The organism is Herbaspirillum sp. RV1423 (assembly GCF_000577615.1).
Taxonomy (GTDB): domain Bacteria; phylum Pseudomonadota; class Gammaproteobacteria; order Burkholderiales; family Burkholderiaceae_D; genus Herbaspirillum.
On the sequence record NZ_CBXX010000004.1, the window covers coordinates 139,459 to 152,189 of the forward strand.

At 60.6% G+C, this 12,731-nt stretch carries 10 protein-coding genes; 2 read left to right on the forward strand and 8 right to left on the reverse strand.

Translation table 11 applies throughout. From position 1 onward, the window contains the following. Positions 1-59 precede the first annotated feature (59 nt). The 4 genes from RV1423_RS05430 to RV1423_RS05445 are packed head-to-tail and all read right to left on the reverse strand — an operon-like array spanning position 60 to position 5,617. Complete coding sequence (locus tag RV1423_RS05430) at positions 60-1,664, reverse strand: ABC transporter ATP-binding protein (protein WP_034294065.1); 1,605 nt, start codon at positions 1,662-1,664, stop codon at positions 60-62. Beyond that, the gene (locus RV1423_RS05435; protein WP_034294067.1) at positions 1,661-2,710 is read right to left on the reverse strand and encodes an ABC transporter permease; all 1,050 of its coding nucleotides are present in this window, start codon (positions 2,708-2,710) and stop codon (positions 1,661-1,663) included. The genes RV1423_RS05430 and RV1423_RS05435 overlap by 4 nt, the downstream gene beginning before the upstream one ends. Further along, positions 2,707-3,762, reverse strand: coding sequence for a microcin C ABC transporter permease YejB (locus RV1423_RS05440; protein WP_034294069.1), 1,056 nt, complete (start codon positions 3,760-3,762; stop codon positions 2,707-2,709). Before RV1423_RS05440 ends, RV1423_RS05435 begins: the two co-directional genes overlap by 4 nt. 46 nt (positions 3,763-3,808) lie before the next feature. Then, positions 3,809-5,617: an extracellular solute-binding protein gene (locus RV1423_RS05445; RefSeq protein WP_034294071.1), complete on the reverse strand. Its 1,809-nt coding sequence runs from the start codon at positions 5,615-5,617 to the stop codon at positions 3,809-3,811. A 291-nt stretch (positions 5,618-5,908) separates the two neighbouring features. On the opposite strand from RV1423_RS05445, the gene fabI reads away from it, so the two are divergent. Both fabI and RV1423_RS05455 read left to right on the forward strand, forming a co-directional pair. After that, a complete protein-coding gene (fabI, locus tag RV1423_RS05450; protein ID WP_034294073.1) occupies positions 5,909-6,691 on the forward strand; it encodes an enoyl-ACP reductase FabI in 783 nt (260 codons plus the stop codon). A gap of 392 nt (positions 6,692-7,083) precedes the next feature. Further along, complete coding sequence (locus RV1423_RS05455; RefSeq protein WP_034294075.1) at positions 7,084-8,517, forward strand: DEAD/DEAH box helicase; 1,434 nt, start codon at positions 7,084-7,086, stop codon at positions 8,515-8,517. 104 nt (positions 8,518-8,621) lie between these two features. On the opposite strand, the gene RV1423_RS05460 is transcribed toward RV1423_RS05455, so the two are convergent. Genes RV1423_RS05460 through RV1423_RS05475 form a run of 4 tightly spaced genes read right to left on the reverse strand, consistent with a single transcriptional unit; the run spans position 8,622 to position 12,200 of the window. Beyond that, positions 8,622-9,272 (reverse strand): membrane integrity-associated transporter subunit PqiC, encoded by a 651-nt coding sequence (locus RV1423_RS05460; protein WP_081768706.1) that lies wholly within the window; start codon positions 9,270-9,272, stop codon positions 8,622-8,624. Beyond that, the gene (locus tag RV1423_RS05465; RefSeq protein ID WP_034294079.1) at positions 9,272-10,894 is read right to left on the reverse strand and encodes an intermembrane transport protein PqiB; all 1,623 of its coding nucleotides are present in this window, start codon (positions 10,892-10,894) and stop codon (positions 9,272-9,274) included. The genes RV1423_RS05460 and RV1423_RS05465 overlap by 1 nt, the downstream gene beginning before the upstream one ends. Positions 10,895-10,896: 2 nt before the next feature. Next, positions 10,897-11,571 (reverse strand): paraquat-inducible protein A, encoded by a 675-nt coding sequence (locus RV1423_RS05470; protein WP_051516497.1) that lies wholly within the window; start codon positions 11,569-11,571, stop codon positions 10,897-10,899. Then, the gene (locus RV1423_RS05475) at positions 11,568-12,200 is read right to left on the reverse strand and encodes a paraquat-inducible protein A (RefSeq protein WP_034294081.1); all 633 of its coding nucleotides are present in this window, start codon (positions 12,198-12,200) and stop codon (positions 11,568-11,570) included. Before RV1423_RS05475 ends, RV1423_RS05470 begins: the two co-directional genes overlap by 4 nt. Between the last annotated feature and the right edge of the window lie 531 nt (positions 12,201-12,731).

A 12,731-nucleotide genomic window follows, 5' to 3' on the forward strand; every position in this document is an offset into this window, starting at 1 on the left:
GACATGCGGGCGGCTCATGTCCGGGACGGAACCGAGAGAGAAAGTTGCCGAATTGACTACTATGCCGGCGGCACGGCTTCCGACGATGGATCCGCGGCATACGTGGCGGCCGCCAGCAAGCGTTGGGTATAAGCATGCGACGGGTGCTGCAGCACCGCCCCGACGGGGCCGCTCTCGACCACCTTGCCATCTTTCATGACCAGCACCTGATGCGCCATGGCGCGGATGACGGCGAGGTCGTGGCTGATGAACAGATAGGCGAGCCTGTATTTGCGCTGCAGTTGCGCCAGCAGTTGCAACACCTGCTGCTGCACGGTGACGTCGAGCGCCGAGGTCGGCTCATCCAGCAGCAACAGTTCCGGCTTCAGCACCACGGCGCGTGCGATCGCAATACGCTGGCGCTGGCCGCCCGAAAATTCGTGCGGATAACGTTGCAGCATGTCTTCCGACAAACCGACGTCCTGCAAGGCGGCAACGACTTCTGCACGGCGCTGGGAGACGCTCAGGTGCGGCTGATGCAGCGCCAGTCCTTCGCCGACGATCTGCTCGACCGTGCGGCGCGGCGACAACGATGCGTAAGGATCCTGGAACACCACCTGCATCAGCGAGCGCAGCGGACGCACCGCGCCCGAGGACATGGCGCTGATTTCCTTGCCGTCGAAACGAATGCGGCCTTCGACGGTGGCGGTCGACAGACGCAGCAAGGCCATGCCCAGCGTCGATTTTCCCGAACCCGATTCGCCCACGATGCCGAGCGTCTCGCCCTTGCGCAGGCTCAGGTCGACGTCGTCGACGGCGGCGAATTTTTTCTTGCGCAACCAGCCCAGTCTGATCGAAAACGTGCAGCGCAGCCGTTCGCCGGTCAGCAGCACCGGCGCGGCCGTCGCCACGTCCTCAACGTGGCGGTGCGGCTGGCTCGCAAGCAGTTTGCGCGTGTAGGCTTGTTGCGGCGCTGCGAACAGCGTTTCGGTGGTCGCGGACTCGACCAGCTTGCCCTTTTCCATCACGCCGACGCGGTCGGCGAAATGGCGGACCAGGTTGAGGTCATGCGAGATCAACAGCACCGCCATGTTTTCATCGCGCTGCAATTGGTTCAGCAACTCGAGAATCTGCACCTGGATCGTCACGTCCAGCGCTGTGGTGGGTTCGTCGGCAATCAGCAGTTTGGGATGGCAAGCCAGCGCCATCGCGATCATCGCACGCTGGCGCTGGCCGCCCGAAAGCTGGTGCGGATACGCCAGCGCGCGCCGCGCCGGTTCGGGGATGCCGGTCTTTTCCAGCAAGGCCACGGTGCGCCGCGCAGCCGCCTTGGCGCTCAGGCCTTCGTGCAGCATCAGCACTTCGGCGATCTGGTTGCCGATGGTGAACAGCGGATTCAGGGCCGTCATCGGCTCCTGGAAAATCATCGCCGCATCCATCCCGCGCACGCCACGCATGGCGGCCTCGCTCTTGGTCAGGATGTCTTCGCCGTTGAACAGGATCCGGCCGCCGTAATGCGCATCCTGGTTCAGGCGCAGCACCGACAAGGCGCTCACGGTCTTGCCGGAACCGGACTCGCCGACCAGCCCGAACTTCTCGCCGGGTTCGATGCTGAAGCTGACGTCGTCGACGACGGTCGCATTGCCGAAGCGCACCGACAGGTTGCGGAGTTCGAGCAGACTCATGCTTTCCTCCGCACGTCGAGGGCATTGCGCAGGGCGTCGCCGATATTGGTCAGCAGCAGCAAGGTCACGGTCAGCACCAGGAAAGTCGACAAGGCGATCCACCAGGCATCGAGGTTGTTTTTGCCCTGCGCCAGCAATTCGCCGAGGCTGGGTGTCGATGGCGGCACGCCGAGGCCGAGGAAGTCGAGGCTGGTCAGCGCGAGAATCGAGGCGCTCATGCGGAACGGCAAGAACGTCACCACCGGCGTCATGCTGTTGGGCAGCACATGGCGCCAGATGATCTGCAGGTTCGACAAGCCGAGCGCGCGCGCCGCCTGCACGTATTCAAGATTGCGGTTGCGCAGGAAATCGGCGCGCACGTAATCCGACAACCCCATCCAGCCGAACAGCGACAGCAACAGCAGCAGCAGGCCGATGCTCGGTTCGAAGATCGAAGAAAAAATGATCAGCAGGTATAGCTCCGGCATCGAACCCCAGATTTCCAGGATGCGCTGCATGAACAAATCGGTGCGTCCGGCAAAGTAACCCTGCACCGCGCCGGCCAGCAAACCCAGCACCACGCCGGTGGCCGTCAGCGCCAGGCCGAACAGGATGGAAATGCGGAAGCCGTACAGCAGGCGCGCAAACACGTCGCGCCCGCGGTCGTCGGTACCGAGCCAGTTCTCGGAAGACGGCGGTGCCGGATTCGGTTGTTTGGCGAAGTAGTTGAGCGTGTCGAAACGATAGTGATTGAACGGATAAATAGCCCAGTTGCCGTCCTTCCTGAACTGGTCCTGGATAAAGGGATCAAGATAATCCGCCGGCGACTCGAAATCGCCGCCGAAGGCTTTCTCTGAGTAGTCATGGACGATCGGGAACAGGATCTTGCCGCGATAGCTCGCCACCAGCGGCTTGTCGTTGGACACCAGTTCGGCGGCCAGACTGGCAACGAACAGCACCAGGAAAATGACCAGGCTCCAGTAGCCGCTGCGGTTCTGGCGAAAACGCAGCCAGATGCGGCGGCCCGGAGAAATCGAAGGAGAGGAAGTCGGAATCGTCGCGCTCATTTGGCCAGGCTTTCAAACTGGACGCGCGGATCGGCCCATACATAGCAAAGATCGCCGAGCAGTTTCACCACCAGGCCGATCAGCGTGAACAGGTACAAGGTCCCCATCACGACCGGATAGTCGCGCCGGATCACCGATTCGTACGACAGCAAGCCGAGGCCGTCGAGCGAGAATAGCGTCTCGATCAGCAGGCTGCCGGCGAAGAAGGCGCCGATGAACGCCGCCGGAAATCCGGTCACCAGCGGAATCAGCGCGTTGCGGAACACATGCTTGTACAAGACCTTGTTTTCGCTCAGGCCTTTGGCGCGCGCGGTCAGCACATATTGCTTGCGGATTTCCTCGAGGAAGGTGTTCTTGGTCAGCATGGTCATCACGGCAAACGAACCCGCCACCGAGGCGATCACCGGCAAGGTGATGTGCCACAGGTAATCCTTGATCTTGCCGAACAGCGACAAGGCCGCCCAGTCGTCGGATGTCAGCCCGCGCAGCGGAAACCATTGCAGGAAGCTGCCGCCGCCGAACACCACCAGCAAGAATACGCCCAACACGAAGCCCGGAATCGAATAGCCGACCAGCACCACCGCGCTAGTCGCGGAATCGAAGGCGCTGCCCTCGCGCATCGCCTTGGCGATGCCCAGCGGCACCGAGATCAGGTAAGTCAGGAAGAAAGTCCACAAGCCGATCGTGATCGACACCGGCATCTTGGACTTGACCAGTTCCCAGACGTCGCCGTGATGATAAAAACTCTTGCCGAGGTCGAAGGTGGCGAAGCCTTTGAGCATCTGCCAGAAGCGTTCGGCAGGCGGTTTGTCGAAGCCGTAGAGCGCCTTGATTTCGTTGACGCGGTCGATGTCGATGCCTTGGCGGCCGCGGTATTGCGAGCCGCCGCCCGCCGATTCGTGCACGCCGGCGCGGCCCTTGAGTTCTTCCAGCGCCTGCTCCACCGGCCCGCCGGGTACGAACTGGATCACGGCGAATGTGATGGCGACGACGCCGATCAGTGTCGGCAGCATCAGCAAGACGCGCTTTAAGATATAGCTCCAGATATTCATGAGCGTCCGCTTCCCGATAAGATCAATTCAGTTGTCATGGTGCGTTTCATCGCGGTTTCTGTTCCCACCAGATCGACACGACATAGGGATTGGCCTCGTAATACAAAGGCAGCTTGTCCGGCATGCCGAAACGGCTGCGATAGGCGATGCGATGCGAGGCCGAATACCAGTGCGGAATGGTGATGTAGTCATGAAGCAAGACGCGGTCCAGGGCCCGCGTCGCCGTCACCAGATCCTTGCGCGTCGTAGCGGCGACCAGATCCTTGATCAGTTGATCGACAGCAGGATTGCGCAGCCCCCAAACATTGTTGGAGCCCTTTTCATTCGCCGCCCTGGAGCTGAACAGGTCGAACATCTCGCTGCCGGGACTGCTGATCGCCGGGAAGGCCAGGCTGGTCATGTCGAACTCGAAATTCTCCAGCCGCTTCTGCGCCAGCGCATAGTCCGTCACCCGCTGATGGACCTGGATTCCCAACTTCTCGAGATTGCGGACATACACATTGATGACCCGCGACATGGCGGATTGATCGTCCAGAATCTCAAAAGAAAAAATCTCTCCTTTGACATTGCGCAAGGCGCCGTCGCGATATTCCCAACCGGCTTGCTTCAGCAGATCGCGCGCTTTCAGCAGATTCGCGCGCAGGGAATGCGGCGGATTGGTGTCGGGCGGTAGCGGCGCCGTACCGAATACCGCGGGATCGAGTTTGTCGCGCAGCGGATTGAGCAGCTTCAACTCGTCGTCGGACGGCATGCCATGCGCGGCCAGCTCCGTATTGGCGAAGAAGGAATCGATGCGCGTGTACTGGTTGTAGAACAATTGCCGGTTCAGCCATTCGTAGTCGAGCGCCAGCCCCAGTGCCTGCCTCACGCGGACATCCTGGAATTGCGGGCGTCGCAGGTTCATCACGAACCCCTGCATGTTGGCGCCGTTGTGATGCTTCAGCTCGCGCTTGACGATTTCGCCGCTGGCGAACTTGGGGCCGTTGTAGCTGCGCACCCAGTTCTTGGCGCTGTACTCGACCACAACGTCGAATTCGCCGGCCTTGAAAGCTTCCAGGCGCGCCAGATCGTCCTTGTAAAAACGATAGACGATGCTGCCGAAATTGAACATGCCTTTGCGTGCCGGAACCTCGTCGCCCCAGTAGTCGCTGCGACGCTTGTAGGTGATGTTGCGGCCGACGTCGTAGTTGTCGATGGCATAGGGGCCGCTGGTGATCGGCGGCACCAATTGAATGTTGTCGAACGGCGTGCCTGCCGCCCACTTCCGGGAGAAGACCGGAACGCTGCCGACGATCAGCGGCAATTCATGATTCCTGGTTTTGAAATCGAAACGTACCGTCTGTGCATCGATGACGACGCATTGCCTGACTTCGGCAAAATACGACTTGTATTGCGGCGCACCTTTGGAAATCAGGGTTTCAAAAGAATACTTCACATCCGCCGCAGTAACCGGATCGCCATTGTTGAAGCGCGCCTTGGCGTTGAGACGGAACGTCATCGACATCCGGTCGGAAGCCAGCTTCATGTCGTCGGCCAGCAAGCCGTACATCGTGGCGATCTCATCCTGGGAACTGACCGCCAGCGTTTCAAACATCAGGCTGTCCACGCCGGCTGCCGCGACCCCTTTCAATGAAAACGGATTGAACTTGTCGAAGCTGGTGCGCCGGTCCGGATTGGCCAGGTACAGCGTACCGCCCTTGGGCGCGTCAGGATTGACGTAATCGAAATGGGTGAAACCGGCAGGATATTTGGGCGTGTCGTACAGCGAGAAAGCGTGCTCCGCCAAGGCGGGACTGCTGGCGGTCAGGCCTCCCATGAAGCCGAGCAGCAGTGAAGAGAGAATGAATTTACGCATGCGTGCCGGTCAGGTCCAATTCCCGTGAAATAGTTGGTCTGCAACGCCGGGTAAAGTTGTCGGCGTGCAAAATATTCTGCATATTCTACCGAATCGCCCCTGTGCCGACGACGAGACAATAACAAAACAACAAGCCTGCGACCTCCCCAAAAGTTGCCCCCGCCGTCGCAAGCCCCTACAATCTTGCCCAGTTCAAGAGCAAATATACTGCATAGAACCGGAATCCCCCTTATTTCACCTTGCACGACGCGGCGTACAACCGCGATCGCAGGCGAATCACTCGGAGTCAACATGGCATTTTTGCAAGGCAAGAAAATCCTGATCACAGGTCTGTTATCGAATCGTTCCATCGCTTACGGCATCGCCCAGGCGTGCAAGCGCGAAGGCGCGGAACTGGCGTTCACCTATGTCGGAGAGCGCTTCAAGGAGCGCATCACCAAGTTCGCCGAAGAATTCGACAGCAAGCTGATCTTCGATTGCGACGTCGGCAGCGACGAGCAGATCAATGCCTTGTTCGCCGACCTCGGCAAATCCTGGGATCATCTGGACGGCCTGGTGCATGCGATCGGCTTTGCGCCGAACGAAGCGATTGCCGGCGATTTCCTTGAAGGCCTGTCGCGCGAAGGCTTCAAGATCGCCCATGACATTTCGGCCTACAGTTTCCCGGCCCTGGCCAAAGCCGCGCTGCCGCTGCTGCGTCCGAACTCGGCGCTGCTGACGCTGACCTACCTCGGTTCCGAGCGCGTGGTGCCGAACTACAACACCATGGGCCTGGCCAAGGCATCGTTGGAAGCCAGCGTGCGCTATCTGGCCGAATCGCTCGGCCCCAAGGGCGTACGCGTCAACGGCGTTTCGGCCGGTCCGATCAAGACGCTGGCAGCCAGCGGCATCAAGGGCTTCGGCAAGATTCTCGGTTTTGTCTCCGACCACGCCCCGCTGCGCCGCAACGTAACGATTGAAGATGTCGGCAATGCGTCGGCCTTCCTGCTGTCGGACCTGGCCAGCGGCATTACCGGCGAAATCACGTATGTGGATGGCGGTTTCTCGCGTGTTGTGGGCGGGATCTCCGAGTAAAATTATCGAATGGCTTTAGTGCTAAGTTCGACATTTTCCTGTATGATTCGGTTTGTGCATCGCAATACGATGTACAAACCGTGATCCGGTCGCCACCACTATTGCAATCAGATCACTTAGCAGCTTCGCAAGCCCTAACTGTCGCGCTAGACAGACGACAGTACGTAGTAAAAGCCCTCCCGCCTTGAGTGTCCCAAGCGACACCGTCCCGGCGCAAAGCTTTTGTGCCGAAATTTCTTTGTTTTTCATAGTCATTTCGTTGGTTGGCGTTGCTTTTTTGCGTTCACCGCATTTGCCGTGCGCTCGTTGCCATACGTTACGTTCGTTATTGACGTGGCAATCGCGGCGCTGCATTGCATTTGTCTGGCGCTCATACATAAACGAAAGAAAACATGACTTTTGAAACACTAGGCCTGCACCCATCCATCATCAAAGCCCTGACCGACGCCGGCTATACCAAGCCGACCCCGGTGCAGGAGCAAGCGATCCCCGCGGCTATCGCCGGCAAGGATTTGCTGGTGTCGTCGCAGACAGGCTCTGGCAAGACGGCAGCGTTCATGCTGCCGTCGCTGCACAAATTGGCCTCCCTGCCGCCGGCAGCGCCCGGCGCAAAGACCCCGAACCAGGAATCGCAAGCAGCCCGCGCACGCGGCGACCGTCCACGCTTCCGTCCGGCCCAGCCGAAGATGCTGGTGCTGACGCCGACCCGCGAGCTGGCGCTGCAAGTCACCACCGCAACCGACAAGTACTGCGCCCACATGCGCCGCATCAAGGCGGTGTCGATCCTGGGCGGCATGCCTTATCCGAAGCAAATGCAATTGCTGTCGCGCAATCCGGAAATCCTGGTGGCGACACCGGGCCGCCTGATCGACCATATGGATTCCGGCAAGATCGATTTCTCCGAATTGCAAATCCTGGTGCTGGACGAAGCCGACCGCATGCTGGACATGGGCTTCATCGACGACATCGAAAAAATCGTCGCCGCCACGCCGGCAACGCGTCAGACCATGCTGTTCTCGGCTACGCTGGACGGCGTCGTCGGCAACATGGCCAAGCGCATCACCAATGCGCCGCAGATTATCCAGATCGCCGGTTCCGCCACCAAGCATGAAAACATTTCCCAACGCGTGCACTTTGTGGACGACCTGTCGCACAAGAATCGCCTGCTGGACTTCCTGCTGCGCGACGTGACCATGGACCAGGCGGTCGTCTTCACCGCCACCAAGCGCGACGCCGACACCATTGCCGACCGCCTGAACATCGCCGGTTTTGCCGCCGCCGCGTTGCATGGCGACATGCATCAGGGCGCCCGCAACCGCACGCTGGACGGCATGCGCCGCGGCCAGGTGCGCGTGCTGGTGGCGACCGATGTCGCTGCGCGCGGCATCGACGTGCCGGGCATCACTCACGTGTTCAACTATGACCTGCCGAAATTCCCGGAAGACTACGTTCACCGTATCGGCCGTACCGGCCGTGCCGGCCGCAACGGCGTTGCCGTGTCGCTGGTCAATCACGCCGAAGGCATGCACGTCAAACGTATCGAACGCTTCACCAAGCAGCCAATCCCGGTCGATGTCGTTGAAGGCTACGAACCGAAGAAATCGGCGGTGCCGGCACGCAGCGCGCGCAAACCGGGCGGCTGGCGTCCTGGCGACAACCGCAGCGGCCCGGCGCGTTCGGGTAATGGCGGCGGCAATGCCGGCGGTCGCAGCTTCGCCGGTAAGCCAAGCGGTGGCAGCGGCCCGCGCAAGGAAGGCGGCGGCGGTTACAAAGGCGGCGGCGCGCGTTCCGATGGCGGTGCACGACGTTCTTACGGCGATCGCTGATCTGCGCCAAACCGGCAATCGTTGATTGCCGGCGCTGCATCAACACAAAAGGCCGCTTCGATGAAGCGGCCTTTGTTATATGGACCTCGCCTGCGTAACGGCAATCAACTGCTGCAGACGCCGGTCTTCCCTTCCCGCAACGCCGCCACATCGGCGGCAATCGCATTGGCGACATTGGCGACGGCGCGCTGCATGCCCTGCACCACGCCATCGACGCCAACTCCCGGCGCCGGCTCCAACACCGTCAGGCGGCACACTGCGCTGCTGTTGTCGTCGCTGCGTGTAATGGTCCAGCCGAACGCGGCATCGACCTTGCCGCCTTTCATTGCATCCAACTGGCGCAATTCGACAACGATACGGTACACCGGCCGACCGGCCGGGCGACCGCCGCGCGTCACGTCGACGGCGCCGAGCCGGTTGGCCACGCCGCTTGCCAGCGCATCGCGCAATTCGTTGTTGAACGGCGCCGACCAGCGGTCCTGCTCAAGGATGTCGACACGCGTGTCGTCGGTACGCACCACGATTTGCGGGCGCGCCAGGCGTTCCGGCACGCTGACCGGCAATACTTCGATATAGGTCTGGCGCGGCGCATTGGATATTACGCTCAGCGTTGCGCTGGCGGCGGGCCTGGCCGGCGGCGTCTGCGTGTCCGGGGTCGGACCGGCCAGCGTATAAAAGCGCGTTGGCGCCGAAGCGCATGCGACCAGCGTCAACGTCAATACCGCCGCCGAAAGAAGAGTGAGTCTGCGCTGCATTATTTATCCTCCTGCTTGCCGCGAATCAGCGATTCCGGATGTTGCTGCAAATAGTCCGTCAGGACGCGGATCGACGCTGCCGCCCGCGACAGTTCCTGCATGGTCTGACGCACATCCTGCTGCAACGGCGCGTCGTCGGACAAGGTGCGCTCGGCAGCGTTCAGCGTCTTGCGCGCATCGCGCATGGCGGCGGTGATTTCCGGCGCGACGTCGTTGTTGAGCTTGTTCATGGTCTGCTCGGCGCCGGTCAGCGTGCTGTTGAGCGTGGCCAGCGTCTTGCGCAAGTCCTCGCCGATCTTGTCGAACGGGACCTTGCTGAGCTTGCGCGTCACATCGGCGATCTGGTTCTGAATCTCATCGAGACTGTTCGGTATCGTCGGGAACACCAGCGGCGTGCGATCGATGTCGACTTGCACCGGCTCGGCGTTCGGGAAGAAATCCATGGCGATGTACACCTGCCCGGTCAACAGGTTGCCGTTGCGCAATTGCGCGCGCAGGCCGCGCGAGACCAGATAGCGCAAGCGTTGACGCGGCGTGTAGCGGGATTGTTGCTGCTCGTTGAACTTGCGTCCGAGACGGTCCGGGTACAACTCCACCACGACCGGCATCAGGAACTGGCGCGTCTTGTCATCGTATTCAATACCGATCGATTTGACTTCCCCCAGCACCACGCCGCGGAAATCTACCGTCGCGCCCGGCTCCAGGCCGCGCAACGACTGGTTGAAATACAGCAGCGCCGTCTGCGCCCTGCCGTCCGGCTCCTTCATGGCGGCAGCTTCATCCTCGGCCAGGCGGAAGCTGGTATTTTCTCGCGCTGGCGCGTTGGAGTCGAGATCGTCGATCGCTCTGAAGGCGATCCCGCCCAGCACCACTGTCGCCAGCGATTGCGTATGCAATTTGAAACCGCTGGCGTTGATTTGCATGTCGAAGCCGCTGGCGTGCCAGAATCGCGAATTGATGCCGACGAACTTGTCGTAAGGCGCATTCACGAAAATGCGCAAAGTGACGCCCTTGCCGTCCTGGTCGAGGTCATAGGCCGCGACCTGGCCGACCTTGATGCGGCGATAGAACACCGGCGAACCGATGTCCAGCGAGCCGAGATCGGACGTATGCAGGACGAACTGCTTGCCGGAGGTATCGCGCGTGATGATCGGCGGCTGCTCGAGTCCGGCGAACTCTTTCTTGGTCTCTTCCGACTTGCCGGCGTCGGCGCCGATGTAGGCGCCCGAGAACAAGGTGTTCAGCCCCGAAATGCCGGATGCCGCCACACGCGGACGCACTACCCAGAAACGCGTGTCGTCGGCGGTGAAGCTCTCTGCTTCCTTGGTCAGTTGCACCGTGGTCAGCACATGCGAACGGTCCTTGCTGAGCGTAATCGACTGCACCAGGCCGATATCCACGTCCTTGTATTTGACCTTGGTCTTGCCCGCTTCCAGACCCTCGGCGGAAACAAAGCTGATGGTGATCACCGGGCCGCGTTCGATCAATATCTTGGCCACCAGCGTCAGGCCGACAACCGCCGCGATGATCGGAATCAGCCAGACCAGCGAAGGCAGCCAGTTGCGCTGGCGTACCCGTCTGGGTTCCGAAAGCTTGTGTTGCGGCGTCGTCGATTCACTCATTGCTATCCTTCATTGCGGTCCTTTTCTTGTTGCTCTTGGCGCCTGTTCCCGGCGCTTGCGCCAGGCTCGGCATCATCCCAGATCAGCCGGGGATCGAAGCTCAGCGACGCCAGCATGGTCAGCACCACCACCGAGCCGAAAGCCGCCACGCCGATACCGGCGGTAATCCTGGCAAATCCTTCTATCTGCACCAGTCCCGCGAGCAGCGACACCACGAACACGTCGAGCATCGACCAGCGTCCGATGGTCTCCACCACGCGATACAGCTTGGCGCGCTGCAATCGCTGCCAAGTGCTGCGCCGACGCGCGCTTACCGTCAGGATGATCAGCGCTACCAGCTTGAACAGCGGCACCATGAAGCTGGCGACGAAGACAACGACAGCCAGCTCCCACGAACCCGACACCCAGAAATAGATGATGCCGCTCATGATCGTGTCCTTCTGCTCGTCGAGCAGGGTCGTAGTCGTCATCACCGGCATCAAGTTGGCTGGAATGTACATGATGCAGGCGGCGATCAGGAAGGCCCAGGTGCGGTTCAGGCTGTCGATCTTGCGCCGATGCAGCGGCGCATGGCAGACCTCGCAGTGATCGTCAGGCCCGGCGTCCTGCCAGACGGTGCCGCAATGGTGGCAAGGAATGATGTTGGCGGCCGCGGCGACCTGGATATCGTTCGTCATGGCGCCCCCTTTTCATTGCCGGCGGGCGCAGTGACCAGAATCCGCCACAGGTAGCGCGGATTGAACGACACCACCACCGTCAGCAGGATCGTCAACGCGCCGAAGGCCCACAGGGCCACTCCTGGCAGCACTTCCGCCATGTTCGACAGTTTCACCAGCGCCACCAGCACGCCCAGCAGGAACACTTCAACCATGCCCCAGGGCCGCACGATCTGCATCAGGCGCAGCAATGTCTTCACGCCCGGACGACGCACATCGCGCGCCGCCGGCAACAGCAGATACAGCAGGATCAGCATCTGTACGAGCGGAAACAGGATCGTCGTCGCCAGCACCAGCGTCGCCACCAGCGACATGCCTTCGGTATTGAGGACCATGACGGCGCCGACCAGCGTAGTCTGGCTGCTCAGGCCCTGCAGTTCGATCTGCACGATGGGAAAGCTGTTGGCGATCACGAACATGATCAGGCTGGCCACCGTCAGCGGCAACAGGTGCTGCAGGCGGCTGCCGGTATCGCGCTCCAGTTCGGCGTCGCAGCGCAGGCAGCGAGCGATCTCGGCATGCCTGAGCGTCGGCCGGCGATGCACCGCGTCACACTCTTCGCAAACGATCAGGTCGGGGCGTTCTTGCATGAATGAATAGGAATGGTCGGCATGATTGACGGGAAGGTTAATGACGGAATCTTGGATTCTAACAACAAAAAATGCCTGTTTCGGCTCGCTTTCCTCGCGATTCGGCAGATAAAGCTTGACAATCCAAACGGCAATCTTCTAAAGTCACCGAATGAACTCTGCAACACAATTCTCCCTCACACTACCGCACTTCGCTGGCGCCCTGCTAGCGTTGCTACTAGTGACGCTACTACCAGCTTCGCGCTAATCCCGGTTTCCCCCTGTAGTTTTGCAGTTTCCTCGCTGATCATGGTCTGAAAGAGCATCCGGAACGGATCCTCAGACACACATGGCGGCACAATTAAAAAATTGTAAATTTTGCATATGCATTTCAAGCCCATCACTGCAACCCTGATTTCCGGCGAATTGATCGCCGCAATGATCTTTGCTCGTGCATTGGCGCTGCTACCGCTACCGATCGGTTGCCTGGCCTCGCGTTAGTGGCAGTCAGGCGGCCTCTTAGCCGCACAGGATGATTTCCCGATTTCACAG